The sequence below is a fragment of the Pedobacter quisquiliarum genome, assembly GCF_014642175.1.
GTDB classification, from domain to species: Bacteria; Bacteroidota; Bacteroidia; order Sphingobacteriales; family Sphingobacteriaceae; genus Pedobacter; species Pedobacter quisquiliarum.
Map to the genome: position 1 here is coordinate 159,805 of NZ_BMIL01000003.1, position 24,596 is coordinate 184,400.

The 24,596-nt window shown below is 44.9% G+C and carries 26 protein-coding genes; 9 read left to right on the forward strand and 17 right to left on the reverse strand.

The features are described from left to right. Positions 1-2: 2 nt before the first annotated feature. The gene (locus IEW69_RS05525) at positions 3-890 is read left to right on the forward strand and encodes a Ppx/GppA phosphatase family protein (protein ID WP_188625837.1); all 888 of its coding nucleotides are present in this window, start codon (positions 3-5) and stop codon (positions 888-890) included. On the opposite strand, the gene IEW69_RS05530 is transcribed toward IEW69_RS05525, so the two are convergent. The 13 genes from IEW69_RS05530 to IEW69_RS05590 form a co-directional block, all read right to left on the reverse strand. After that, positions 880-1,347, reverse strand: a complete 468-nt coding sequence (locus IEW69_RS05530; RefSeq protein ID WP_188625838.1) for a 4'-phosphopantetheinyl transferase family protein — start codon at positions 1,345-1,347, stop codon at positions 880-882. The two genes, IEW69_RS05525 and IEW69_RS05530, sit on opposite strands and share 11 nt — an antisense overlap. Next, positions 1,344-1,601: a phosphopantetheine-binding protein gene (locus IEW69_RS05535; RefSeq protein WP_229663524.1), complete on the reverse strand. Its 258-nt coding sequence runs from the start codon at positions 1,599-1,601 to the stop codon at positions 1,344-1,346. Before IEW69_RS05535 ends, IEW69_RS05530 begins: the two co-directional genes overlap by 4 nt. Beyond that, entirely contained in the window at positions 1,588-2,868 is a 1,281-nt protein-coding gene (locus IEW69_RS05540; RefSeq protein ID WP_188625839.1) for a beta-ketoacyl-[acyl-carrier-protein] synthase family protein, read from the reverse strand. Before IEW69_RS05540 ends, IEW69_RS05535 begins: the two co-directional genes overlap by 14 nt. Beyond that, a complete protein-coding gene (locus IEW69_RS05545; RefSeq protein WP_188625840.1) occupies positions 2,861-3,307 on the reverse strand; it encodes a 3-hydroxyacyl-ACP dehydratase FabZ family protein in 447 nt (148 codons plus the stop codon). The genes IEW69_RS05540 and IEW69_RS05545 overlap by 8 nt, the downstream gene beginning before the upstream one ends. 2 nt (positions 3,308-3,309) lie before the next feature. Beyond that, on the reverse strand, positions 3,310-4,104 hold the full coding sequence (locus IEW69_RS05550) for an SDR family oxidoreductase (protein ID WP_188625841.1): 795 nt from the start codon (positions 4,102-4,104) through the stop codon (positions 3,310-3,312). Next, a complete protein-coding gene (locus IEW69_RS05555; RefSeq protein ID WP_188625842.1) occupies positions 4,098-5,153 on the reverse strand; it encodes a type III polyketide synthase in 1,056 nt (351 codons plus the stop codon). The genes IEW69_RS05550 and IEW69_RS05555 overlap by 7 nt, the downstream gene beginning before the upstream one ends. A gap of 13 nt (positions 5,154-5,166) precedes the next feature. Next, positions 5,167-5,874 carry a methyltransferase domain-containing protein gene (locus IEW69_RS05560; RefSeq protein WP_229663525.1) on the reverse strand — a complete coding sequence of 236 codons (708 nt, stop codon included), beginning with the start codon at positions 5,872-5,874 and terminating at the stop codon, positions 5,167-5,169. 4 nt (positions 5,875-5,878) lie between these two features. Further along, on the reverse strand, positions 5,879-7,003 hold the full coding sequence (locus IEW69_RS05565) for an NAD(P)/FAD-dependent oxidoreductase (protein ID WP_188625843.1): 1,125 nt from the start codon (positions 7,001-7,003) through the stop codon (positions 5,879-5,881). Positions 7,004-7,013: 10 nt separating this feature from the next. Beyond that, positions 7,014-7,739 carry a 6-phosphogluconolactonase gene (pgl, locus tag IEW69_RS05570; protein ID WP_188625844.1) on the reverse strand — a complete coding sequence of 242 codons (726 nt, stop codon included), beginning with the start codon at positions 7,737-7,739 and terminating at the stop codon, positions 7,014-7,016. Then, complete coding sequence (gene zwf, locus IEW69_RS05575; protein ID WP_188625845.1) at positions 7,740-9,251, reverse strand: glucose-6-phosphate dehydrogenase; 1,512 nt, start codon at positions 9,249-9,251, stop codon at positions 7,740-7,742. It abuts the gene before it with no gap. 9 nt (positions 9,252-9,260) lie between these two features. Further along, a complete protein-coding gene (gnd, locus tag IEW69_RS05580) occupies positions 9,261-10,670 on the reverse strand; it encodes an NADP-dependent phosphogluconate dehydrogenase (protein WP_188625846.1) in 1,410 nt (469 codons plus the stop codon). Between the two features lie 53 nt (positions 10,671-10,723). Continuing rightward, positions 10,724-11,482 (reverse strand): ROK family protein, encoded by a 759-nt coding sequence (locus IEW69_RS05585; RefSeq protein ID WP_188625847.1) that lies wholly within the window; start codon positions 11,480-11,482, stop codon positions 10,724-10,726. 95 nt (positions 11,483-11,577) lie between these two features. After that, a complete protein-coding gene (locus IEW69_RS05590; protein ID WP_188625848.1) occupies positions 11,578-12,453 on the reverse strand; it encodes a lysophospholipid acyltransferase family protein in 876 nt (291 codons plus the stop codon). Between the two features lie 87 nt (positions 12,454-12,540). Here IEW69_RS05590 and IEW69_RS05595 point away from each other — a divergent pair, with 87 nt between their 5' ends. After that, positions 12,541-14,751, forward strand: coding sequence for a GH92 family glycosyl hydrolase (locus tag IEW69_RS05595; RefSeq protein WP_229663526.1), 2,211 nt, complete (start codon positions 12,541-12,543; stop codon positions 14,749-14,751). Between the two features lie 62 nt (positions 14,752-14,813). Here IEW69_RS05595 and IEW69_RS05600 read toward each other — a convergent pair whose 3' ends face one another. The 3 genes from IEW69_RS05600 to IEW69_RS05610 form a co-directional block, all read right to left on the reverse strand. Next, on the reverse strand, positions 14,814-15,407 hold the full coding sequence (locus IEW69_RS05600) for a DUF4142 domain-containing protein (RefSeq protein ID WP_188625849.1): 594 nt from the start codon (positions 15,405-15,407) through the stop codon (positions 14,814-14,816). Between the two features lie 98 nt (positions 15,408-15,505). Further along, complete coding sequence (locus IEW69_RS05605) at positions 15,506-16,033, reverse strand: hypothetical protein (protein ID WP_188625850.1); 528 nt, start codon at positions 16,031-16,033, stop codon at positions 15,506-15,508. A 30-nt stretch (positions 16,034-16,063) separates the two neighbouring features. Then, positions 16,064-16,291 (reverse strand): hypothetical protein, encoded by a 228-nt coding sequence (locus tag IEW69_RS05610; protein WP_188625851.1) that lies wholly within the window; start codon positions 16,289-16,291, stop codon positions 16,064-16,066. A gap of 125 nt (positions 16,292-16,416) precedes the next feature. On the opposite strand from IEW69_RS05610, the gene IEW69_RS05615 reads away from it, so the two are divergent. From IEW69_RS05615 to IEW69_RS05625, 3 genes are read left to right on the forward strand one after another with little or no spacing between them, the layout of a single operon-like run. Then, on the forward strand, positions 16,417-17,388 hold the full coding sequence (locus IEW69_RS05615; protein WP_188625852.1) for an NAD(P)H-quinone oxidoreductase: 972 nt from the start codon (positions 16,417-16,419) through the stop codon (positions 17,386-17,388). Between the two features lie 59 nt (positions 17,389-17,447). Then, on the forward strand, positions 17,448-18,428 hold the full coding sequence (locus tag IEW69_RS05620) for a hypothetical protein (RefSeq protein WP_188625853.1): 981 nt from the start codon (positions 17,448-17,450) through the stop codon (positions 18,426-18,428). A gap of 7 nt (positions 18,429-18,435) precedes the next feature. Then, on the forward strand, positions 18,436-19,470 hold the full coding sequence (locus tag IEW69_RS05625; RefSeq protein WP_188625854.1) for a GNAT family N-acetyltransferase: 1,035 nt from the start codon (positions 18,436-18,438) through the stop codon (positions 19,468-19,470). A 2-nt stretch (positions 19,471-19,472) separates the two neighbouring features. Here IEW69_RS05625 and IEW69_RS05630 read toward each other — a convergent pair whose 3' ends face one another. Further along, positions 19,473-19,904, reverse strand: coding sequence for an EamA family transporter (locus tag IEW69_RS05630; RefSeq protein WP_188625855.1), 432 nt, complete (start codon positions 19,902-19,904; stop codon positions 19,473-19,475). A 157-nt stretch (positions 19,905-20,061) separates the two neighbouring features. Between IEW69_RS05630 and IEW69_RS05635 the strand changes: the two genes are divergently transcribed. From IEW69_RS05635 to IEW69_RS05650, 4 genes are all read left to right on the forward strand, one after another. Further along, positions 20,062-20,973 (forward strand): carbohydrate kinase family protein, encoded by a 912-nt coding sequence (locus IEW69_RS05635; protein ID WP_188625856.1) that lies wholly within the window; start codon positions 20,062-20,064, stop codon positions 20,971-20,973. A gap of 136 nt (positions 20,974-21,109) precedes the next feature. After that, entirely contained in the window at positions 21,110-22,003 is an 894-nt protein-coding gene (locus IEW69_RS05640) for an SDR family oxidoreductase (protein ID WP_188625857.1), read from the forward strand. Positions 22,004-22,012: 9 nt separating this feature from the next. After that, entirely contained in the window at positions 22,013-22,699 is a 687-nt protein-coding gene (locus IEW69_RS05645; RefSeq protein ID WP_188625858.1) for a DUF421 domain-containing protein, read from the forward strand. A gap of 14 nt (positions 22,700-22,713) precedes the next feature. Further along, positions 22,714-23,418, forward strand: a complete 705-nt coding sequence (locus tag IEW69_RS05650) for a DUF421 domain-containing protein (protein ID WP_188625859.1) — start codon at positions 22,714-22,716, stop codon at positions 23,416-23,418. The last annotated feature ends 1,178 nt before the right edge of the window (positions 23,419-24,596 follow it).

Genomic DNA, 24,596 nt, shown 5'->3' on the forward strand with positions numbered 1-24,596 from the left:
TCATGTTGAGATACGCTGCTATAGATATTGGCTCCAATGCGGTGCGTTTGCTTATTGCCGACATTACCCTTGGAAACCAACGTTATGAATTTAAGAAAAACACCCTTATTCGTGTACCATTGCGATTGGGTGATGACGCTTTTTTAAACCAGGAAATCTCTGAAAGGAAGATCGATGATGTGGTGAAAACCATGACTGCCTTTAAGAATCTAATGGACGTGTACCAGGTTACCCACTATATCGCTTGTGCAACTTCAGCAATGCGCGAAGCACAAAACGGAAAGGAAATTGTAAAACTTATCAAACGTAAAGCGAACATTAACCTGGAAATTATCGAAGGACATCGCGAAGCGAGCATCATTGCTGCGAATCACATCGAGGAAACGCTGGATGAAAACAGGGGCTACCTGTACATCGATGTAGGTGGTGGAAGTACCGAGCTTACCGTTTTCATCAATAGGAAAATGGTCGCATCAAAATCTTTCAATATTGGTACCATCCGGATTCTGGATAACCAGGACAAACCTGAAACCTGGGAGGAAATGAAGGAATGGGTGAAGGTTCATACCAAAAACTACAAGAACCTCGCTGCGATCGGAACAGGTGGGAACATCAACAAGCTCTTTAGGATGTCTGACGAAAAAGATGGGCACCCATTGTCTTTTACGAAGCTGAAACACCTGTATAACGATTTGAATAGTTATTCAATGAAAGAACGGATCAGTGTATTTAAGTTAAATGCAGACCGTGCCGACGTAATTATCCCTGCTTCTGAAATATATCTCACCCTAATGAAATGGACAGGCATTAAACAGATCTATGTACCTAGGGTTGGAATGGTAGATGGAATCATAAACTTATTGATGGAAGAAAACCTGCCTAAAATATAAGGGCAAGGTACCGCCCATGATGACTCACACAAGTAGGTTGCATTGCTTTATAATCTATTTTCGGCAGATTAGGTAACACCTGTACCCGCACCTGGGGCAGCGCCGCAGCGGAGCCTGCCGCAATACTGTGGATGTAGTCACCTGGGTAAATCGTAGTCATCGTGGCATAACATTCTGCTTCAACACGTACCTGACCCTGGCAAGCATCAGCACTCAACCCGGTGATTGAACAGCTAAGCTTTAATGGGGCAAAGGTTCGAACGCCCGAATGTTTGTTGTAAATCTTATAGGCAGCTTCTTTCATGCTCCAGAGCAGCCAGACCATATCTGCAGATCTATTGGCCAATCGAATGTATTGCTGTTCCGGAGCAGTAAACAATTTGTTTATAAAGCCGCGGCGCATCCAATTGCTGTCCAACAATGCTTGCTGAAGATCTACAACGTCATTGCCTATCATTTCAGGCCTATTTTGTGCTTAATGATGTCGATTGAAGCTTGAACAGTAAGCATTTTCTCCATAGACTGATTGTCTATTTCGATGTCAAAAGCTTCCTCTACGTCCAGAATCACATCTACCAGATTCGCAGAATTTATCTTTAAATCCTTAATAAAATCTGTTTCAGGATTCATACTTTCCAAGGCTACCTTGTCCTGTGCATATACAGCCACAATAGGTTTTAAGCGGCTTATAAGTTCTTCATTGTCCATCATGATATTTCTTAAAAACGATACATGCGTTTACATCACCAAAGCCGAAGCTGGCTTTTATCAAAGTCTTGAATTCCCGTTCTATCAATTCCTGAGGGACGCAGTCCAGATCAATACATTCCAATACTTCCGGGTGCAGATCCTCGCAGTTAATATTTGGAAAGATAAAACCTTCGCTGAGTTCCAGTACAGCAGCTACGCATTCGATGCTTCCTGCTGCACTGAGGCAGTGGCCAACCATTCCCTTTAACGAATTGATGTATGGAAAGTTTTTACCAGATCGACCCAGGGCTTTGCTCCAGTTTCTAATCTCCAGTCCATCCATGGCCGTGGCGGTAAGGTGTCCATTGATGACGTCAACATCGGCTGCGCCAAGCTGGGCATTGTCTAATGCGGAAGTGATACAACGTTGTACAGCAGCGGGGTTGGGTGCCGTCATAGAACCGGCACCACGTTGTCCGCCGGAATTACTGTGCCCGCCAAGTATCTCCGCATAAATCCTTGCGCCTCGTGCCTGCGCATGTTCCAGCGACTCTACCACGAATGCACCTGCACCACTTGCTGGAACAAATCCACTCGCGGACGCACTCATAGGTCGGGAGCCTTGCTCCGGCGTGTCGTTGTTTTTGAAAGTACACACTTTCATGGCATCAAAGCCACCCCAGATGTATGGACCACTGTCACTGGTAGCACCAGAAAGCATAATGCTTGCCTGTCCGGATTTAACGCGTTCATAACACATCAGCAAGCTTTCCGTGCCCGTGCAGCATGCAGAGGAATTGCTATATACTTGATTGCCCAGACCCAGCTTTCCGGAAAGATAGGCACTTACGCCACTGTTCATTGTTTGCACAACAACAGTACTTCCCAGCCGGCGGGTCTGTTGCTCATCAATTTTGTAAATAGCTTCCCGGAACCGATCAATACCAGAGGTGCCTGCCCCGAAGATCATCCCGTAGTCCCAATATGGCTCTTCAGTGGTATTTGGGGTTAATCCAGCATCTAGCCAGGCATCCATCCCGGCAATAACGCCATACAAAATGCCACTGCTATTGAAATTGCGGAGCTCCAGTGCACTGAAATAACGGGCAATCAGATCCTCATCCAGCTGCGGCTTTCCCGCAATGTGGCAGGAAAACTGTAGCTTTTCCAACTGAGGATCAAAGCGAATCCCCGATTTCCCCGCCCTTACAGCCGTACGAAAATCGGATAGACCCACGCCGTTTGGCGCTACAACCCCCATGCCCGTTATGACGACCCTGCTAGCCATTAAGCTTTTTTGTCACCATACCCGACAATGTACCTTTACACACCACCTCTCCAGCCTGGTTGGTCATCTGGACATTACAATGCAACTTCTTAAATCTGAAGTAGATCTTTTCGGAGCTTACAAAAACCTGCTCCCCCGGGAAAACAGGTTTCATGAAGTCGATTGCTGTTGAGGTAAGCATCACGTGCCCATTCGCAGGCTCCGCCGAGCTAGCCAAGAGGTATAAACCAAGGCAAACCAAACCAATTTGCGCCATTGTTTCTGTCAGAATAACCCCGGGTGTTACCGGATGATCCTTGAAGTGTCCTTTGTAAAAGTCCAGTTCAGGACTAAATGTAAAGCTTCCCTTTGCGCCGTTTTCATCAACATGGTCAAGCGTGTCAACAAAGTGAAAAGGTGCAGAATAGGGTAGCAGGTTTAAAATTTCTTCTTTATTCATAATTAACTTATTTGTTCTCCACCGTCTACAGGTAGTACAACGCCATTGATCCAGGCTGCTTCATCTTTACAAAGCAGGTACACGACGTTAGCCACATCCTGGGGAGTTGTCATTCTATGATTAGGGTTTCTTGTTAAGGTAAATGCTTCAAGCGTATCACTTCCAGGAATCTTCCGGAAAGAGCTTGTATCTGTAATCCCGGCCTGAATGCAGTTTGCCCGAATACCATATGGCGCATACTCGACAGCAATACTCCTGGTAATAGCCTCCAGTGCTGCTTTTGCAGCAGAAACGGCAGCATAATGCTTCCACGCTCTGGAAGATCCTTCGCTGGTAAAGGAGAGAATTCGGGCATCATCAGCAAATACACCAGCGCGGTGTAATGCTTGTGTCCAGGCCGCCAGGCTGGTCGCCATGTTCTCAATCGTTAACGAGAAGTCCTGAGACATCAGGTTTGCATCGGCGTCAACCATCGGCTTGAGGTTTCCTTTGGCAATACTATGAAGTAAGCATCTGATGCGTCCGGTTGAATTCAATTGTTGTTTAAGGGCGTCGATTACGGTAGCACAACTTTCTGGCCTTGTTACATCAATATTAAAACTGAGAAATGAGACACCTAGGGCGCGAATCTGAGCAAAGGCGTCTTCTATCTCCGGGAGCTCTGCCCGGGTACTCCGATGTACAACACAAATGTTCATGCCGTGCCGAGCCAGCTTCAATGCAGAAGCCAAGCCCAAACCGCTGCTGCCACCTAAGACAAGCGTCCAATAACCAGTGTCTTCAAATTCCTTTACCATTTAAGTAGTATTCTTTGTGCAGAGAAGCCAGGTCCAAAGCTCAACATAAGCCCCAGATCACCCGCTTTAGCGCGCCCAGGTTCCATGAAGCGCTCTAAAACATACAGTACCGTGGCACTTGACATATTGCCAAACATCCGTAAAATTTCTTTTGTATCATCTATATTTTTCCCCATGGTACCAAATAATCCCTCTACAAGCTGTACAATCTTCTTTCCACCCGGATGGAAGATCAAATGCTCAATCTGCCCAATTTCTACGCCCTGCTTTGCGAGGAAAGGATGAATGATCGAAGGGAAGTGGCTTTCAATTGTATCGGGTACGGCAACATCAAGCACCATTTTCAAACCACCATTCGTTAGGTCAAAGCCCATCATGGTCTCCGCATCAAAGAAGTGATACATGTCTTCAGCAATTACTTCAGGCCCCTGATCTTCATCGTGTGACGAGAGCAACACGCAGGCTGCTCCATCTCCAAAGATTGCTGCGCTAACAATGTTCGTCATGGAAAAATCGTCGAGCTGAAATGTTGCGGATGGTGCTTCCACTGCAATCACGGCAGCACGTTTGCCAGGGTTAGCCTTAAGGAAGTTCTTCGCATAGATGATTCCGGATACGCCCGCTGCACAGCCCATTTCCGTCACCGGTAAGCGCACAACATCCTGCCGTAATTCCAAAAGGTTAATCAGGTATGCGTCTAATGATGGAATCATGATGCCAGTGCAACTCACCGTAATCAGGAAATCCAAATCCTCCGGCGCCCAGTCTGCTTTCTTCAGCGCATCTTTTAAACACGATGCCCCAAGCTTCACACTCTCCCGCATGTAAATGCGGTTCTTTTCTTCAAACGAAGTCCTTGTGAAAACATGCTCCGGTGCCATAATCGAGTACCTTTTGTCAACTGCAGCATTCTCAAAAATCTTTTTCACTTTACGCACAAAACGCTCCTCCTGACCATCTAGCCAGATGTCCAGAAAGGGAATGATTTCTGCCGTAGTTCGTGAATATGCTGGTATCGCTTTGCTGACAGCTTTAATTTTTACGCTCATAAAGAAGCACTCATTAAGAATTTATAACCCATTGGTATCGGAATGCCCATCTCCATTTAATGGTGACATTCCTGAATTTTAATTGTCTGGTATATTGCTCGAGATCTTCCCTTTTAAACCCTCGCAGAATCGAGACCAGCCCATCTTCTCTAGACATATAATTTAAGCCGAAAGCATAACAGAGCGCAGTGAAGAGATAATAGGCGAGCTTGCTTCGATGTAAATCATTGATTACAATCCCCAATGTAGATTGGGCATGGAACGAGCTTAGCAGACTAAGTACTTCCTGATCCTTGAAATGATGGAGCGTAAGGGTACACAGAATGATGTCGAACTTTGCTAAGGGTAGCTCGTCCTTAAAGATGTCCTTACAGTGATAGCTGATATTTCCATATCCGGCGGAAAGCGCCTCAGCATGTTTAATGGTAAAAGCATTGGCATCTATGCCATGCAGCGAGAACGCAAGTCCATGTGCTGTTCCATACTGCGCGAGTGCCCTTAGCATGTCGCCATTTCCACAGCCCACGTCAAGAATACTGATGGTTCGAGTTTTATCCACACCCTTTAACAAGCTGCGAACACCATCCAACGTTACTTTATTGCCGCCCAGAAGTTTGTTAATGCTGGCAATCTTGTCCAATGCATCTCGCAGGATCTCACCCTCCATGGTAAAATCGTCCATAATCTCTGGTGCATTGCTTCTATACGTCGTATCTACCATGTTTCTAAAGTAATAAGGGGCCGCCATGTGTGCGTCTGGCAATGGGCTGAAATAACCCCGGAAATTTAACCAGTACATTCATAACGAATTCCGCACGCGTCGGTTTTAACAAAATGCCTGATAATAGCTTTCCCGTTTCCATGCGGACTTTGAAATGTTTGTTCCACTGCTCAACATACGATTGCTCAAGAAGTTTTCTGGAACCAATATGCCCTTCCAGGTACTTGATGACCAAGTTGGCACATATACCGGCAGCATGAATGGCCATACTCATACCATTTCCACACAGCGGATGAATTAAGCCTGCAGTATCACCAATCATCAGGACATGATCATGTACCTTTTCCTTACGTGCGAAAGACACCTGGCTGATGCTCATTGGCTCTTCAAACAGCATGTCACTATCTTCGAGAATGTGTTTCAAGTGCGGGTTGCTGCAAAGCACTTGTTCACGGTGCTCACTAATGTTTCTATACGGTTTGAAAGATTCGTAGTTGACCAGATAGCATAGGTTTATGACGTCGTCTTCAACCTTAGATACGCCACAGTAGCCACCAGGAAAATTGTGTAAGGCAACTAAATTGGTGGGGTGCGAACCCCTATAATGCGCCTTGACCGCCAGCCATGGCGATTTAACCTTTATAAATGGTCTTTGCAATCCCTGGTCCAGCGGCGCTCGTTTGCCGTATGCACCAAGCACCACCTTTGCCAGAAAAGTCTTTTCTAAAGTTTGAACTTCAAAATGATCATGGATATACTGCAGGGATTGAACCTTGTCATGAATAACAACACATCCTGCTTGAATTGCCTGGTGGTAGAGATATTCATCAAGACGGTACCTGCTGATGCCGAAGCCACCCAGTGGCAGTTCAGCCTCAAAGGACTTCCCGCTAATGTTACTGATTTGAACCCTGGAAATTTGACTTGGAGAAAGTACTGCCGGATCTGCGTCAAGATATTGCAGATAGGGCAGTACTTCATTTGATATGTATTCACCGCACACTTTATGCTGCGGATAGGTGTTCTTTTCAATTAGAACCACCTGCTTACCTGCTCTTGATAAATGGATCGCGCTGCATAGTCCAGCAAGGCCCCCGCCAATGATTAAAACCTCAGTACGGAGCTCCATTTAACTTAGATCAGGTATTTAAGTTCGCGGCCGCTTCCTGGTCCAGAAACCAGGTTACATGACCATTGTAGGGCTTAATCAGCTGGGCTGGGTAGTGCGTCGTATCTTCTTCTTCAGACTCAATAACCTGCTTAACAGCATCCGCTTTTGATTTACCAAAAACCAGAAATGCGATGTTCTTTGCATGATTGATCAAGCCTGCAGTCATGCTAATACGGTACGTATTTAACTTTTCTACGAACACGGCTTCTACACCAACTTCAGAACTTTCGAGGATCTCCGTCTCCGGGAAGAGCGAAGCAGTATGCGCATCATCACCCATACCCAATAAAATGAAGTCAAAAGCTGGCAGTCCACCATTGAAATGCATGTTTATTTCATTCTGGTAAGCTGATGCTGCTTCAACGGGACTGAGGCTGGTATTGACATAGAAAATGTGATCTTCCTGGATGTTTAATGGCCTTAGTAGACTTTCTGCAGCCATCAGACCATTGTAGTCCTTGTCGGTAGCACTCACATTACGCTCATCTCCAAAAAAGAAATACACCTGCTGCCAATCCAGATCATCCTTGTATTTGGTGGCCAATTGCTGATATAAGGTCTTCGGTGAACTGCCACCGGTAAGTACAAAGTTGAAACGTCCGTTTTCAGCAATGGCTTCATTGCCCACTTTCAAAATGAAGGTTGCTAAATCTTCCAGCAGTTCATCTTTGCCATGATATATAAGTAAATTCATTTAGTCTTTATTTAGGGGTAGTGTAAACCAATGGAAACCGTCCCGAGCAATGAGTGCCTCGGCATCCTCAGGTCCCCAAGAATCTGCCGTATAATTCGGGAAGCTTAGCGACTTCTTGTTTTCCCATGCATTAATTACTGGCATTAACAACTCCCAGGCGCTTTCCACCTGATCTGCACGCATGAATTGCGTCTGGTCACCAGTCATTACATCCAACAACAAAGTTTCATATGCTTCTGGTGTGGAAGTATTGTAGGTTCCTTTGTAATCGAAAACCATGTCCACAGGATTCAGCACCATATCAAGTCCCGGACGTTTTGCCTGAACCTGTAATCTAATGCTCATTTCTGGTTGGATACTGATGATTAATCTATTCTGCTGCCAATGTTCCGACACGCCAGAAGGGAAGATATGGTGTGGAACATCCTTAAACTGAATCGATATCACCGAAGAAGTTTGAAATAGACGTTTACCAGTTCTCACATAGAAGGGGATGCCCTGCCAGCGCCAGTTGTCTACGAAGAATTTCAAGGCTGCAAAGGTTTCGGTGTTAGACTCTGGGTCAACATCTTTTTCATGGCGATACCCAGGTACTTCTTTACCTTCAACCCAACCCTTGGTATATTGCCCGCGAACAGTTGCAAAACGAATTGCTTCGGCATTAAATGGACGCATAGCTTTTAAAACATCTACTTTCTTATTCCGAATTTCATCAGCATCAAAATTCACCGGTGTTTCCATACCAATCAGGCAGAGCAGTTGCAGGATGTGATTTTGAATCATGTCGCGCAAAGCGCCCGCACCATCGTAATAACCGCCGCGATCACCTACGCCAAGTTGTTCCGTTACCGAAATTTGAACGTGGTCTATGTATGTTCTATTCCAAAGCGGCTCCAGCAAGGAGTTCGCGAAGCGGAAAGCCATGATGTTCTGCACGGTTTCTTTACCTAGATAGTGGTCGATACGGTAAATCTGCTTCTCGGTAAAAATCCCCGTAAGCAGCTTATTTAGTGCTCTGGCACTTTCCAGGTCCCTACCGAATGGCTTCTCAATTACAATTCTACAGGTTTCTTCATTACCTGCCAGGTCATAGCGTGAAATGCATTCCGCAATCAGAGGGAAAAGATCTGGTGCCACAGCAAGGTAATAAAGGACCTGTGTCTGCTCGCCAAAATCTGTTTTATATTGTTCAATAAGTTCTTTTAGACCAGCAAAGGTTTCCGGAGCTGATACGTCTACAGGGGTGTAGCGAACGTGTTCGGCGAAAACATCCCACTTTGCATCTTCAACCTGGCCATTTCTGGAAAAGCTGTTCACACCTTCTTTTAACATTTCACGAAACTTGACATCCTCAAGTTTCTTCCTTGAGGTGCCTATGATTGCAAATTCTTGTGGCATGAAATGGTCACTATACAGATTGTAGAGCGCGGGTGCGAGCTTTCGCATATTTAAATCACCGGTACCACCGAATATTACAACAATGGTCGGTTTTACATTAATAGATGTCTTCATATTGGTTGATCAATTTTCGGCATTCCAGTTTGCGTGAAAAATTCCCTCTTCATCGGTACGCTCAAATGTATGTGCACCAAAGAAATCTCTTTGCGCTTGTGTAAGGTTGCTTGGTAAGTTCGCTGTACGTAGGGAGTCAAAGTAAGTCAGGGCAGAAGCAAAAGCAGGTATGCCAATACCATGGTTAATTGCTGTACTGCAAACGTTGCGGATACCACTAAGGGTACCAGCTATTTTCTGTTGAATATTTTTGTCCTCAAATAAATGTTCCAGTTCTGGCTTTGCCTGATATGCTGCATAGATATCCTGCAGAAGTTCTGCACGGATGATGCAGCCGCCACGCCAGATTTTCGCAATTTCATCCAGCTTCAGTTCATACTTGTAACTTTCAGAAGCTTGCGTAAGTAAATGGAGACCCTGCGCATAAGAGACAATCATAGCAAAGTACATTGCATTTTCAAGATCAACTATAAACTGCTCAGGATTTTCAATTTTAGCTTCAGGCTTTTCAAATGCCTTGGCCAACGCAACGCGGAGCTTTTTTAACTTCGACAGGTCACGTGTGCTTACCGCTTCGTTGATGGTTGGAATTGGTAAATACAGGTCCATAGAAACCTGGGAGGTCCACTTCCCAGTCCCTTTAGATTTAGCTTCATCCTTGATGAGGTCGATCAGCAACTTGCCGGTTTTCTCATCTTTGAATTTGAATACATCTGCGGTTACTTCCATCAAGAAAGATTTCATGCGACCGGCATTCCAGGATTTGAAAGTTTCCTCAATCTGCTCATTATTATAACCGAGGCTATTTTTCATGATATCGTAGCCCTCTGCAAGGAGCTGCATCATAGCGTATTCAATACCATTGTGAACCATTTTCACAAAGTGTCCGGCGGCACCCGGGCCAATGTAAGTTACACAGGGCTCGCCATTTACTTTAGCGGAAACAGCTTCAAGAATTTCCTTCATGGCACTATAAGCCTCTTTATCACCCCCCGGCATCATACTCGGTCCAAAACGTGCACCTTCTTCACCACCAGATATACCCATTCCAAAGAAGTGGATATTCGTTTTGGATAGATCTTCCGCTCGGCGGCTGGTATCGGTAAAATGTGAGTTCCCGCTATCGATGATCATGTCACCGGCTTCCAAAAGTGGCTGCAATTCAGCGATCACACTATCTACAATGGGGCCAGCTGGTACGAGTAAAACAATGCGTCGTGGCAACTCAAGGCTTTGGACAAATTCTTCCAGGGAGGCGTGGCCTTTCAGGTTCTTTTCTTTACCGTCTTCCTCTAATTTAGCAAGCATCTTCGGATCCTTGTCATAACCAGTAACGTCAAAGCCATGATCGGCCATGTTTAGCAATAAGTTTCGGCCCATTGTGCCCAGACCGATCATTCCTAAGGTGTATTTTTTCATTTGAATTATTTTATATGAAATGTCTGCTTTGTAACGCAAACGCTATCTAACATCTATGCTGTTGGGTATATGGTGCGTATCTGGTACTGATCTTCAGAAGCCCAAAGCTTTGCACCTCCTTTTATGCCAACCCGATTATTTACCAGACGGATATTATCATCCAGATCAAAATCTAATTCTTTAGCATTTCCACCGCCGATATATAGTCGATCATAGTTGAAAACAGTCTTGTAAATATCGATTACGCGTTGTACACGCTCATTCCACTCTTTTTTGCCAATCTTATCAAAAGCGCGGTCTCCAACATAATCATCGTAATCTTTATCTTTTGAAACGGGAAAATGCGCCAGCTCCAGGTGCGGAAGTAACTGTCCATCATAAAGCAGGGCGGTACCCATGCCAGTACCTAATGTAATCACGATTTCAAAGCCTTCGCCATCAACCACGCCCAAGCCCTGCTGATCTGCATCGTTGATCAGGCGAACTGGTTTTTGAAACGTGTCACTTATTAATTGCGCAAAGGGGATGTGCTTCCAGCTTTTCTTAGCCAGATTAGGTGCGGTTTCTACGATACCAAACCGTACGTAGCCAGGGAACCCTACAGAAATAGCATCAAATTGGCCCATGGTTGCAGCGAGCATTTTTATTACCTCTAAAACAGCCTCAGGTGTTGATTCTTCCGGGGTTGGAAGTTTTGTATATTCCGATAGCACCTGCCCATCTATATTCAACATGCAAGCCTTGATACTGCTTCCCCCGATGTCTATTGATAAAATTTTCTCTATGGTATTCTTTTGTTGGCTGCTTGACATATTGGGTGTTTTAAACACTTAAAAAGTTCAGTTATAAGGGTATTTAATTAATAGCTAAAGAACAAATGCAAAATAGTAATGTTTGTAAAATCAATCTAATCTTCAGGTTTATGTTTCCAGCGTCTGTGGCTCCATAACCAGTAGGCTGGTTCATCTATAATAATTTGTTCAAGATAGTTCACGTGTAGGTTGGTAATTTCAAAGGGCTTCGAAGCTGCGGGCTCCATACACAAGGGCACGCATTCCACTTCATAGTAACCACGCTTCAGAATTCTGACCCGCATATAGAAGACAGGACGGTTTGTTCTTACGGCAATTTTTTCGAGGCCAAGTAAGATGGCTGTTGGTTGATGCAGAAAGTTCAGCCAGTAGGTAGACTCCTCCTTCAAAGGAGTCTGGTCATTGCCAAAGCAAAAGATAGTAGGTACATCTTTGCTGGCGTTTAAGGCACGCAGGGTTTGCCGCATAGGGATTAACTGATTGCCAAAACGACTCCGGATTTGTTTAAACCATTCGCCAAATGCTTCATTGGATACCGGTTTATAGATCGGGTAAACAACTGCCGTAGTGTTCAGACCCAAGGCCAGCGTACCCCATTCCCAGTTACCATAATGCGCAGAACAGATTAAGGTACTACGGCCTTGCTCATGGTAATTGTTCATCAGATGAAGGTTCTTAAACTTAAACCTTGCTTTTAACTCCTCAGGGGAGATGGTTGCCATCTTGATAATCTCTACCATCAAGCTCGAGAGGTGTCTATAGTACTTCTTTGCGATGATGCGAATATCTTCTGCATCTTTCTCCGGAAATGCATTGTGCAAATTCTCATAAACCACCTTTCGCCGATACCTTACAACATGGTACAGGAGCAGGTAAACGAAGTCAGCCACAAGATACAGTAAACTTAAAGGCAACAACGACAAGCTGTTTAAGAAAAATATACCCGTTTTCGACAACATTCTTTTTACCATTCCGTCGTTGATTATGGCGCTAAAATAGGCTTTGATACCGGTTTTCTCCTATAAAATTCTTTATTTAGCCCGCTCAACCATTAACCAATGAAATTTTTGAACATTATGCCTTGCCTTCTTGGGCTCGGCCTGTGCCTTGCAAGCAATGCCAACGCACAAATTAAGAAAACGTCAAATCCAGCCGTTCCCGGGAACTTCACCCAGTTTGTAGATCCATATATCGGTACCGGAGGTCACGGCCACGTATTCCTCGGCGCAAGCGTCCCTTTTGGCGCCGTACAACTTGGACCAACAAACCGCTCGGAAGGTTGGGATTGGTGCTCTGGCTACCATTATTCCGATTCTACCATCGTTGGCTTTTCTCATACGCACCTGAGCGGTACGGGCATCGGCGACCTTGGCGACATCTCTGTTTTACCGGCAGTTGACGACAAGCTTGCGCTATATACCCATGATAAGGAAGTTGTTAAGCCTGGGTACTACGGTGTCCGTATGTCGCCGAGTAACATACATGCAGAACTGACAGCTTCGGAAAGGGTAGGCTTTCACCGCTATACTTTTCCCGCATCAACTTCCGCTAAGATCAAAATAAACCTGCGTAAAGGTATAGGTTGGGATCTTGCCACAGATACTTACATCAAGCAAATCAATGATACCACTATTGCGGGGTATCGTTTCTCAAGAGGCTGGGCAAGAGATCAGCGCATCTATTTTACAGCGATCTTCTCGAAGCCCTTTGAAAAATTCGTTGCATCAGACTCTTCAGCGGTATTAAAAGGCACGGAATTCCGGGGTAAAAAGTTGGTTGCTACAGCCTATTTCAAAACCAGTGATCAGGAGCAAATTCAGATGCGTGTCGGTATTTCTCCGGTAAGTATGGAAAACGCTGCCTTAAACATACAGGCTGAGATTCCCGGATGGAACTTTGACGAGATTGTAAATATGGCAGATGCCGCCTGGAATAAGGAACTGGCCAAGCTGGATGTGAAAACATCCATTATGAAGGATAAACGCAACTTCTACACGGCGCTTTACCATACCATGATCGCACCATCTACCTTCAATGATCATAATGGAGATTATCGGGGCACGGATAAAAAAGTCTACAAAAATGCAGACTTCACCAATCTGACAACATTTTCACTATGGGATACGTACCGTGCTGCACACCCGCTTTATACGTTGATCCAGCCCAAGCGTGTAAATGACATGATGAAAACCATGCTTGCCATTTACCAGCAGCAGGGCAAGTTGCCAGTGTGGCACCTCATGGGTAATGAAACCAACACCATGGTTGGTAATCCTGGAATAATCGTCGTTGCAGATGCAGTACTTAAAGGTTTCAAGTTCGATCATGAACTGGCTTTTGAAGCCATGAAGAAAACAGCAATGCTTGACGAGCGGGGCCTCAATTTCGTGAAAAAATTAGGCTACATTCCTGCAGACAGTACAGTGGAGTCTGTCGCTATGGGCCTTGAATATAGCATTGCCGACTGGAGCATTGCTGAGGTTGCGCGTAAAATGAAGAAAACTGCGGATTACAACTATTTCCACAAACGTGGATTGAACTACCAGAACTACTTTGATAAGCAGACACAATTCATGCGCGCGAAGGTAGGGCCGAATAAATGGAGAACACCATTTGATCCGATACGCTCGATCCATCGCTCTGATGATTATACGGAAGGAAATGCATGGCAGTACACCTGGTTGGTACCGCAAGATCCCGCGGGTTTGATCAAAATGATGGGGGGGACAGCACCATTTACCAAAAAGCTTGATTCCTTGTTTATCGTTGAAGGACACCTGGGTGATGAGGCATCACCCGACATCAGCGGACTCATCGGCCAATATGCACATGGAAACGAGCCAAGTCACCACATCACCTATCTTTACGCTTATGCGAAACAGCCGTGGAAGACTGCTAAACATGTTCGTCATATCCTAAACGATCTATATACCGATGCGCCGGATGGTCTGTCTGGAAATGAAGACGTGGGGCAAATGTCTTCCTGGTACATATTTTCTGCTTTAGGCTTTTACCCAGCTAATCCGATCAGCGGTCAATACGTATTCGGAAGCCCGTTGTTCGATGAAGCGACCATCAACCTGGAAAGTGGTAAGAAGTTCAACATTAAAGTTCAAAATAATTCTCCGGAGAACATCTACATCCAGAGCGTCAGCCTGAATGGGAAGACGCTAAACAGCATCTTTTTGAAACACGAAGAGATTACAAAAGGTGGTAACCTAACCATTATAATGGGGAGTCAGCCTTCAAAGACCTGGGGCCTGAAATAGGGAATAATAAACGAGCATAAAAAAAGCGGCAATAGCCGCTTTTTTTATGCTCTGACGAAGTGTTACTTCATCGTACCTTGAATTTCAGTTGCCTTTTGCGCATGTGATTCAATGATCGGAAGCGTCTTTGTTGCAAATCCACTTACCTCAGCATCAGGATTTTTACTGCCCGCCTTGAATAAGGATACGGTCTTATCATGATCCTGCACCATCATGCCGATGTAGTGCTTGTCGAATTCAGCTCCAGACATTTTCTTCATGGCATCTAAATGCTCTTGCTCCGCTGCAGGTAGGCTGGCTGGTAGCGTTACGGATTTTTTTGATGCAATGCCCATTAATTCTTTATTAGCGGCACTGTGATCCTTCACCATCAATGCTGCGAAATCTTTAACACTTTGGCTGGAAGCCTGTGTTTGGGCAATCTTTCCTGCCTCAACTTCCATCATGCCACCAATGGCTGCTTTTTCCATGAAGTCTTTCGGATCTGAAGACGCAGGGTTCATACCACTGGTGTCTGTTGTCATATCCATTGTACTGCCCATTGTAGTTGAATCCATGGCGCTCGAATCTCCTGACCCTGTAGAGTTTTGGCCGGAATTACATGCCTGAATCATTAACGCAGCCACGAAAGTCGCCGCTAAAAACACTTTTTTCATACGATTCGATTTAAATTTAAGTTTATGTGGTTAGTTAACAATGATCACGTGCCAGTTGTTTATAAAAAGCAAATACTGAAAGGTTTAACTGCCGAATTCTAGTTTAAAATATACGGTTGGAGGTGATGATTGGGGTCCACTCGTTCAAAATAGAGGGTGCGAATGGATTGTTTTAGCGTGGCAAATTCCGCGCGGTTAATTGCCAGTGCCGTCCGGTAGATCTCTTCAGGCACGTTATGTTGGTTATAGGTTTCAAAAATCACGTTAAAATATTCGAGGCCATTTCGCTCACGTGATGGAGCAAGTGAAATATTCAACGCTCGTCTTATTGGCTGCGATTCCATTTTAGTGGTGTAAAAGCCATATTGGTATCGATAACCTATCGATTTTGAAGTGATAACCAGTTTTTCCTTTCCGAAGCCATACCATAAGGTAAGCCAGCCGAAAAGGGCCATTAACAATACGCCGATTACCAGGAGTGCCAACAGCCAGTCGACAACCGAAATCAGCACAATAGCAAGCGTGCACACATTAAAAAATATCAAAATACCCCTGACCACCTTAGAAGTCTCGGCTTCGATTGTAACGTGTAAGTTGATGTAGTCTTTTTTAAGTTCTACTTTCATTTGCTGGCATATAATGCAGGTGCCATTGGTCTAAATACCAGAATCCAGTGCCTGATCTTCGTCACTCAAGCCCTCGCCATTTGCGGGGGGCACGTCGTGAAAACTTTCTGAGGAACTTCCTGTTCCGGTACCTTCTTTATGATCTCTTCCCGAACCCGTTCCAGTATAACCTGCATCCTGCAGCGAATCATAACCCTGGGTTCCGGTATTATCATGCCCATCTCTTGCAGGCTGTTGTAAATTTTTGTTCGCTTCCATATCCAAATTTTAGGTTATAACAGTTGAGCCATATCGAAGTTTTAAAAGATAATTTTAATTCAGATGCATCTTTTAGGTTTCAAACCATTGCGGTCTGGGACTGTTTCAAAGTTTATTGATCATGTATGAAAGCAGTTGTTATTTCCAGTCCTGGAGCGCCCTCCGTTTTAAAATTGGAAGATCGTCCGGAGCCATCCTTTGAAGAAGATGAAGTGTTAATTGAAGTGCATGCCGCAGGTGTAAACCGGCCGGATGTTGCGCAGCGTTTAGGCAAGTACCCGGCGCCGCCCGGGGTATCTGCAGAAATCCCTGGCCTCGAAGTCGCCGGTATTGTTGCCCACTGTGGTGCTGGTGTTACCCGCTGGAAGAGGGGCGACCGTGTATGTGCCCTGGTCGCCGGCGGTGGATATGCGGATTTCGTGCCAGTGAAAGCGGGGCAATGCCTCCCCATTCCAGGACAGCTGGGCTTTACCGAAGCAGCAGGCTTGCCAGAAACGATATTTACGGTGTGGCATAATGTTTTTCAAAGGGGGGCACTAAAAGAAGGCGAAACACTGCTGGTCCACGGCGGAAGCAGCGGGATTGGCATTACGGCAATACAGCTTGCTAAAGCAATTGGCGCAAAAGTGCTGGTCACTGTAGGAAGTACAGAAAAAGGAGAGGCATGCCTTAATCTTGGTGCAGATCAATACATTAACTACAAAACAACCGACTTCCGGGCAGCACTTCCACCAAATAGTGTAGATGTGATTCTGGATATGGTTGGTGGCGACTACTTTGCGGGGAACATCGATCTTCTGAAACCAGACGGCCGCTTGGTTTACATCAACGCTATGCAGGGGAGCCTGGTATCATTAGACCTCTGGAAGGTCATGCAAAAACGAATTCAAATTACCGGCAGTACCTTACGGGCGAGGGAATCTGGCTTTAAAATTGCACTTTCGGCAGAGATTGAAAAATACGTTTGGCCGATTATCGAATCAGGTGCATTTAAATCTGTCGTTTACAATACCTTTCCATATTCCGCAGCAGCAGCAGCACATGAACTTATGGAAAGCAGTAAACACATTGGCAAGATTATCCTGGTCAATGATTAGGACGCTGAGGTATTCAATTGCAAAAGAATTTCTAACTTTAACCTGCTCTCGCGACGAATATGCCACATTTGACACAGACAGTGAAAACCATGGGTGGGTACATGGGCCTTCAGCTTCCTGAAGGAAAGCCTTACTACACAAACCTGATAAAACTTAATACCGCAAGAAACAGCCTCGAGTACATCCTGGTCACTCGTGGATACACCACAATTTACCTTCCTTATTTTACCTGTGAGGTACTCCTGGAGCCTATTCGCCGCCTTAAACTGGACTACCACTTCTATAAGATCGACGCAGACATGGATCCAATTATCGACTTTGAGGTAGATGATCAATCCTGCATGCTCTACACGAACTATTTCGGTGTAAAAACCGCAACCGTGCGTCAGCTTAGCCAAACACAAAAGAACCTGATCATAGATAACGCGCAGGCTTTTTATGCGCAGCCCATCCCTGGTATTGACACCTTTTATTCTTGTCGGAAGTTTTTCGGTGTGCCCGACGGTGCTTATCTCTACACAACTAGTCAGGAGCGATTGACACTTCAGCGTGATACCTCAGTGGACCGCGTTTCACACCTGATCAAGGCCTTGGATCTGAACATTGAGGCTGGGTATGCCGACTACGTGCAAAATAATGATGTACTAATCGATAACGAGATCAGAGAAATGTCTCAGTTCACCCAAAAGGTGCTTGAGGGCATTGATTATGATCACTGTGCAACAATGCGCAAGCAAAATTTCTGGTTTCTACACGAACAGCTTGGACACTTAAATGCGTTCAAAATGCCTTTTGATTCGGATGATACCCCTATGGTTTATCCGTTGCTTGTTCAGCAGCCAGACCTAAAGGCAAAGCTGATTGCCAGGAAGATTTTTATACCGACCTACTGGCCCAATGTTTATCAATGGACCTTACCAGACGCACTTGAGTACCAGCTGACGCAGAACATCGTTTCCCTGCCAATTGATCAACGTTACAGTATCGATGACATGAAGTATATGGCGGATGTAGTAAAAAGTTTGCTCACAAACGACTGATCAATCTATGTTAAGCATCTACACTACAAATGACAAGGCACAATGGGCGGGTTACGTTGGCCGTTCCGCTGCATATGATTTTTATCATACCTGGTACTATCATAACCTGGAAAGTCCTGAAGCCGCAAGGTTGTACGTCTATGAAGAGGGAGCGGAATTCATTGCTTTCCCGCTTGTTTTACGGGCCATTGAAGGAACCATTTATAAGGACCTGACCTGTGTGTATGGCTATACTGGTCCGATCGCGAGTGCAGCTTTTAACCTGCTGCAACCTGACTTCATTCAGCGGTTTAAACAAGCTTTCCTACAGCAGCTTTCAGATGAAAACATTGTTTCCATATTTTCCAGATTACATCCCTTCTTCGGGCAAGAACAGTTGCTTCAGGATTTCAGCGGCATATTCCCGAATGGGAAAAGTGTAGCGATCGACATCCGTGTACCACTGGAAACGCAACGCGCGGGCTATCACAAAAGTTACCGCCAGCAAATTAGAATTCTGCGAGAGAAAGGTTATGAAGTACGGCAAGCGACATCAGCGGACGCCATACGGACATACTCAGATATATATATTGAAAATATGAAGCGGGTAGGGGCATCAGATTTCTATCTCTTTACGCCCACCTATTTCGAACAGCTTCTGGCTTCACCAGAATACGAAAGCAAGCTCATGCTGGTTTATTTTAACGGTGAGATCGTGAGTGGGGGCGTTGTCATCTGCACCAATAAAATCATGCAGATTCACCTGATGAGCACGCGGACAGCACACCTCAGCTTGTCGCCCCCGAAACTTGTGATCGAGGAAACGAGCATCCTGGGACGCGAGCTGGGTTACGAGTTTATTAACCTCGGTGGTGGATTAAATTTCAAAGAAGACAGTCTTTTTAAATGGAAAGCTGGCTTTACGAACCTATTTAAAGATTATAACAGCTGGCGATATGTTGCAAATCCGGAGGTTTATGCAAAATTGCTTCAAGAAAAAGGTTTGTCAGCAGCGCTGGATGTTGACTTTTTTCCGCTATACAGATACCAGAAACAAGATTGATCCTACTTTGTGGCGCCCTGAGACATTGCAATCAGGACCGCACCGCCGATCATCACACATACTCCCACAATCAACTGCCAGGTTAATTTTTCCTTCAGAAATATGATTGATAATACCACCGCAATTACAAGCGAAAGCCGCTCTACTGTTGTCACATAAGCTGCAGGCCCGATGGAAAGCGCTTTGTACGAAAAGACCGTTGACAGCGTGGTGGCGATGCCTGCAAGAATCAACAATATCCAGGCTTTTTGGTCAATGTCCTTCAGTGCTGCGAAATTTCCCTGATACGTGACAATGCCCCAGGTGATACAGAAAATAAATATTGATTGTATCGCAAAAGCAACGTTCGAGTCAACATTTTTTAGTCCTGCTTTAGTAAGTACAACGACGAGTGCTGCAGAGACTGCAGCTGCTAAGGCCCATATGATCCACATAAATGTTTTTTACAGCATAACACCAATCCATCAAAAAAGATTGTAACCTGCAAACATTAAGCTATTTTCATTTAATATAAACTGGCGCTACTGGATTGTTGTATAACTCGCTGTACGCTGCTTCCTGGTGGCATTGGCTATTGAACTTAGAAATTAAATGATGAACAATAAGAAAGCACATACGGTTGTATGTTTCGGCGAAGTACTATGGGACGTTTTACCAACTATAAAACGTCCGGGAGGGGCACCCATGAATGTTGCCTATCACCTTCAAAAACTCGGGATCAACAGCCAGCTCATTAGCGGTGTCGGGGATGATGCCGCTGGAAAGGCATTGCTCGAATTCCTCGCGCAAATTGATTTGACTGATCATTTCATCCAGGTATTGGATGATCAACCTACAAGCGAAGTTATCGCTACTGTGAATGAAAGCCATGAAGTAAGTTATGAAATCGTCTATCCCGTGGCTTGGGATTTCATTACCTGGAAGCCCGAACATGATGCATTGCTGGCAGAAAGTAAGGCACTTGTATACGGCAGTCTGGCTTCAAGGAACGAAGTTTCTGCAGGGGCACTATTGAAAATGCTGAACGCTGACCTTTACAAGGTATTTGATGTCAACCTGCGTGCGCCACATTATGGAAAAGATATTATTGATCGACTGCTTCGTGCAGCAGACCTGGTCAAAATGAACCTCGAAGAGCTGGAGATCATCACGGACTGGTACAATCCGGCGTTGACGAGCGAATCAGATCGTGTAGAATGGTTGTTTGATAACTTTGCTGTGCAGGAAATCTTGGTTACAAAGGGCATAAAGGGTGCGAGCTATTGTAGCAGAACCCAGCGATTAGATCAACCAGCTTACCTGGTGAAAGTAAATGACACGATAGGAAGCGGCGATTCTTTCCTGGCAGCATTCCTGAGTAAACGCCTGCAACATGCATCCATTGAGGAAGCTTTGGCGTATGCAGCGGGCATGGGCGCATACATCACGTCTCAGTCCGGCGCCTGCCCCGCTTACGAACTTGCCGACTTCGAGCGTTTTTTCAGCGCGCAGCAACTTGAGTAGCCGGTTCGACGGTGTAATATACCCGTACCTAAGTGATTGTACTTGATCTTACCAAAATCCTAAAATATCTAAACCATTTTAATTCTGCACGCATTAAAGAGGATAAACAATTGTTGAACAACAAACTGAATCTTTTATGGAGCAGAACGAAAATAATAACGCGCAGAACCCGCTGAACATGTATCCAACTCCGCCGTTTAAGGAACAACAGCAAGATGAACCCGGAAAACAGGGGTTATTAGATCCAAAAGCAGATCACGGAGAGGAGAGCTATAAGGGTTCTGGAAAACTTACAGGTAAAAAAGCCATCATCACTGGTGGGGACTCTGGCATTGGTCGTGCAGTAGCCATTGCTTTTGCCCGTGAAGGTGCGGATGTACTGATATCCTACCTTGATGAACACGAGGACGCCGCAGAAACAGCAAAGTATATAGAGGCGGCTGGACGTAAGGCGGTGTTGGTGCCAGGCGATATCTCTGAAGAAAGCCACTGTAAACAGATCATTCAAGAGGCCATGGATTCGTTCGGCCAAATTGATGTGCTGGTAAATAATGCCGCCTTCCAGATGTCGCGCGACTCCCTTCAGGATGTCTCCAGTGCGGAGTGGGACAAAACCTTCAAGACAAATATCTATCCGCTTTTCTACCTCTGCAAAGCCGCGGAAGAACACCTCAAGCCTGGTAGTACAGTGGTAAATACGACTTCAGTAAACGCCTACAAGGCGCCACCACAACTTGTAGCCTATTCTGCGACGAAAGCGGCGATCCAAAACTTCACAGCGAGTATGGCGCAACTTTGGGCAGAAAAAGGCATAAGGGTCAATTGCGTAGCACCCGGTCCAATCTGGACACCACTAATTCCAGCAACCATGCCGCCGGAAAAGGTGAAATCTTTTGGTGAAGATGTACCATTAAAGCGTGCAGGTCAGCCCGTCGAACTTGCACCCGCCTTTGTTTTACTCGCATCCCAGGATTCTAGTTACATGACCGGATCGACCGTCCAGGTTACTGGTGGCTATCCAACCATTTAGGCAATTTTAATGAAAGCAGACGAAATTAGATTGGATGACTGGCAAAGGATTCTCTTTGGGAATACTTCGCCAGAATTCCTTATTGAGGTATTTCTCAGAACACTGATCATCTACGTTGCGCTATTATTGGCCGTGAAATGGTTGGGTAAGCGGATGAATGGACAGTTGACCATCATTGAAATGACCGTGATGATCACTTTGGGAGCAATTGTGTCCGTACCCATGCAAATGCCTGATCGTGGACTGCTGCAGGGATTGGTCATTCTCGTCGTTGCACTACTGCTTCATCGGGGACTCACCCATTTGGGTCATCGTAATCCTAAAGCGGAAAACCTTATTCAAGGGGTGCCAGTTGTCATCGTTAAGAATGGTGTTATGCAGCTGGGTGAAATGTCAGCCGCCAGGATATCCAGACAACAACTGTTCTCGGAACTGAGAAGTAAAAAAATATTTCATCTTGGTAAGGTACGCCGGGTATATCTTGAACCATCCGGTGCATTTAGCATTTTGCTGGCAAAAGAGGCGCATCAGGGACTGCCACTATATCCACCTTCAGACAAAGACATATTCAAAGGCTTCAAAGCAGATTATAAGCAATCACTTGTTTGTATCAATTGTGGCATGATCAGGGAAAAGGAAGATGTTGAACAATGTGATGTTTGTCATAAACATGAGTTTATAAAGGCAATCGCTTAATAAGAGTCGGGAAGATGAAAACAGACGAGTTTAAGCTTAAGGATTTACACAGGATCCTAATCGGAGACGTGCCCGGGGCCTTCTTTATTGAAGTTATACTCCGAACCATCATCATTTATTTGATGTTGATTATAGCAATCCGACTGATGGGAAAGCGAATGGCTTTGCAGTTGAATGTGACGGAGATGACCGCAATGGTTGCGCTTGCCGCAGCGATAGGCGTACCTATGCAAGCACCGGATCGCGGCATTCTACCAGCAGCAGTTATTGCTATGGTCGTCGTGCTGGCAGAGCGAAGCATTACAAGATTTACTTTGAAAAGCCAATCGGCTGAAACACTTTTCCATGGCGATATGAATCTTTTAATCGAAGACTCGGTGATTAATTATGATTGCCTCAAGTATGTTTCTATGTCAAAAAGCTTAGTGCTACAGCAGCTACGCGCACAGGGAATTGGCCATCTTGGTGAAGTTAAGCGGCTGTACATGGAGTCAAGCGGCGCCTTTTCTCTCGTAAAACTTGACGATCCGGTTCCCGGGCTTTCAGTTATTCCGGAAAACGATAAAGATTTCTGGGCAGCAGAGGAGCGGTGTATCGATGTTTACGTATGCACCAATTGCGGGAATCAAGCTTCCCAAGATGCCAAGGGTAAGGCTGAAATCCCTAATTCCACATGTGAACGTTGCCACACAGACAAATGGGAGCAGGCGGTGAAATGATACAGAAATTGCAGTTTGCAACAATTTTATTTTGTTCGTCGCGTTAAAGAAGCAAGATTTCGCGTTAATAGAGATGACCGTAAGGGTTTCACTATTTGCTAAGAAAACGCTAATCGAAAGATATTAAAGCTTTTAAAGGGTGTAAAAACTGCCTTAGAAGAATTCTAAGCAGCTTAAAATGCCTTTTATTAAAAAGACATACGACCCCGCGAGCTCGATTAAGTTGCTTCTGGTGGTCTCAAGAAAAACCCGTTCATACAGGTTTATATTTGGTTAGAAAAGGGATTGTATCTGGATGGAGCAACCCTTTCTTTTGTTAAAGCTAATTTTATTTTTCGAAGCTGCCTAATGCATTCGCAAGTTTATTTACGACTATACCCATCTTTTCAGGAAAATACGTATTAATACGAATGTTGCCAACGTACATACCTTGAAACTCCAGGGCGCTAAGTACGAACTAATTACGTCTTCCACGTATTTATTTCCTGCTTACCCAAACTTGGACATGTCAAGAGTTGCGATCCTATTTCATCGCCACTAGAAGTACGCTGAACTGAATACATTTTTGTAAAACCATATGAATTTCTGTTTAAAAGCGTGTGCTAAACTGAATGCAGCTTGATAGGTAGGTGGAATAGAAATCTCATGGAATTGTTAAAATTGTGTTAAAATCTTAGTGTACGTTTTACACTAACAAACTTTAGCCTATATTTGAATCATCAAACGCAGTTCAGCTGAATTGCATCAAAAAAGATAAAATGTTCTAAAGGCTTTTTCGATTGGCCGGAAGAAATAAAGGAAAACCCGTTCATACAGGTTTATATTTGGTTAGAAAAGGGATGCGTCTGGATGGAGCAACCCTTTCTTTTTTTATAGCCTTTTTTATCTTACATCCCCTGACAACTAAAAAGCACACAGCACATAAATTTAAGCACACCTTAGCCACACCTGGCGCACACCTTACACACACCTCGCCCACGCAAAGTGTGGGTAAGGTGTTTTTCATGTGATCATATGGTCTTTAGCACTGGCAATTCTTTCCTCGCAATGCAGCAATTTTTTTATGCAATTAAAGCTGCTCTTGAAGTTGCTATATAGTTGCAGCGCTTTTGCTACGTTTCACACGAATGGCATACTTAGCAAGCAGCAGCAAAGCGGAATCAAACTAAAGTTTATTA

Excerpts from the sequence above, each read along its gene's own strand:
- IEW69_RS05525 (WP_188625837.1), top strand. The coding sequence starts at position 3 with ATGTTGAGATACGCTGCTATAGATATTGGCTCCAATGCGGTGCGTTTG.
- IEW69_RS05530 (WP_188625838.1), bottom strand. The coding sequence starts at position 1,347 with ATGATAGGCAATGACGTTGTAGATCTTCAGCAAGCATTGTTGGACAGC.
- IEW69_RS05535 (WP_229663524.1), bottom strand. The coding sequence starts at position 1,601 with ATGATGGACAATGAAGAACTTATAAGCCGCTTAAAACCTATTGTGGCT.
- IEW69_RS05540 (WP_188625839.1), bottom strand. The coding sequence starts at position 2,868 with ATGGCTAGCAGGGTCGTCATAACGGGCATGGGGGTTGTAGCGCCAAAC.
- IEW69_RS05545 (WP_188625840.1), bottom strand. The coding sequence starts at position 3,307 with ATGAATAAAGAAGAAATTTTAAACCTGCTACCCTATTCTGCACCTTTT.
- IEW69_RS05550 (WP_188625841.1), bottom strand. The coding sequence starts at position 4,104 with ATGGTAAAGGAATTTGAAGACACTGGTTATTGGACGCTTGTCTTAGGT.
- IEW69_RS05555 (WP_188625842.1), bottom strand. The coding sequence starts at position 5,153 with ATGAGCGTAAAAATTAAAGCTGTCAGCAAAGCGATACCAGCATATTCA.
- IEW69_RS05560 (WP_229663525.1), bottom strand. The coding sequence starts at position 5,874 with ATGGTAGATACGACGTATAGAAGCAATGCACCAGAGATTATGGACGAT.
- IEW69_RS05565 (WP_188625843.1), bottom strand. The coding sequence starts at position 7,003 with ATGGAGCTCCGTACTGAGGTTTTAATCATTGGCGGGGGCCTTGCTGGA.
- pgl (WP_188625844.1), bottom strand. The coding sequence starts at position 7,739 with ATGAATTTACTTATATATCATGGCAAAGATGAACTGCTGGAAGATTTA.
- zwf (WP_188625845.1), bottom strand. The coding sequence starts at position 9,251 with ATGAAGACATCTATTAATGTAAAACCGACCATTGTTGTAATATTCGGT.
- gnd (WP_188625846.1), bottom strand. The coding sequence starts at position 10,670 with ATGAAAAAATACACCTTAGGAATGATCGGTCTGGGCACAATGGGCCGA.
- IEW69_RS05585 (WP_188625847.1), bottom strand. The coding sequence starts at position 11,482 with ATGTCAAGCAGCCAACAAAAGAATACCATAGAGAAAATTTTATCAATA.
- IEW69_RS05590 (WP_188625848.1), bottom strand. The coding sequence starts at position 12,453 with ATGGTAAAAAGAATGTTGTCGAAAACGGGTATATTTTTCTTAAACAGC.
- IEW69_RS05595 (WP_229663526.1), top strand. The coding sequence starts at position 12,541 with ATGAAATTTTTGAACATTATGCCTTGCCTTCTTGGGCTCGGCCTGTGC.
- IEW69_RS05600 (WP_188625849.1), bottom strand. The coding sequence starts at position 15,407 with ATGAAAAAAGTGTTTTTAGCGGCGACTTTCGTGGCTGCGTTAATGATT.
- IEW69_RS05605 (WP_188625850.1), bottom strand. The coding sequence starts at position 16,033 with ATGAAAGTAGAACTTAAAAAAGACTACATCAACTTACACGTTACAATC.
- IEW69_RS05610 (WP_188625851.1), bottom strand. The coding sequence starts at position 16,291 with ATGGAAGCGAACAAAAATTTACAACAGCCTGCAAGAGATGGGCATGAT.
- IEW69_RS05615 (WP_188625852.1), top strand. The coding sequence starts at position 16,417 with ATGAAAGCAGTTGTTATTTCCAGTCCTGGAGCGCCCTCCGTTTTAAAA.
- IEW69_RS05620 (WP_188625853.1), top strand. The coding sequence starts at position 17,448 with ATGCCACATTTGACACAGACAGTGAAAACCATGGGTGGGTACATGGGC.
- IEW69_RS05625 (WP_188625854.1), top strand. The coding sequence starts at position 18,436 with ATGTTAAGCATCTACACTACAAATGACAAGGCACAATGGGCGGGTTAC.
- IEW69_RS05630 (WP_188625855.1), bottom strand. The coding sequence starts at position 19,904 with ATGTGGATCATATGGGCCTTAGCAGCTGCAGTCTCTGCAGCACTCGTC.
- IEW69_RS05635 (WP_188625856.1), top strand. The coding sequence starts at position 20,062 with ATGATGAACAATAAGAAAGCACATACGGTTGTATGTTTCGGCGAAGTA.
- IEW69_RS05640 (WP_188625857.1), top strand. The coding sequence starts at position 21,110 with ATGGAGCAGAACGAAAATAATAACGCGCAGAACCCGCTGAACATGTAT.
- IEW69_RS05645 (WP_188625858.1), top strand. The coding sequence starts at position 22,013 with ATGAAAGCAGACGAAATTAGATTGGATGACTGGCAAAGGATTCTCTTT.
- IEW69_RS05650 (WP_188625859.1), top strand. The coding sequence starts at position 22,714 with ATGAAAACAGACGAGTTTAAGCTTAAGGATTTACACAGGATCCTAATC.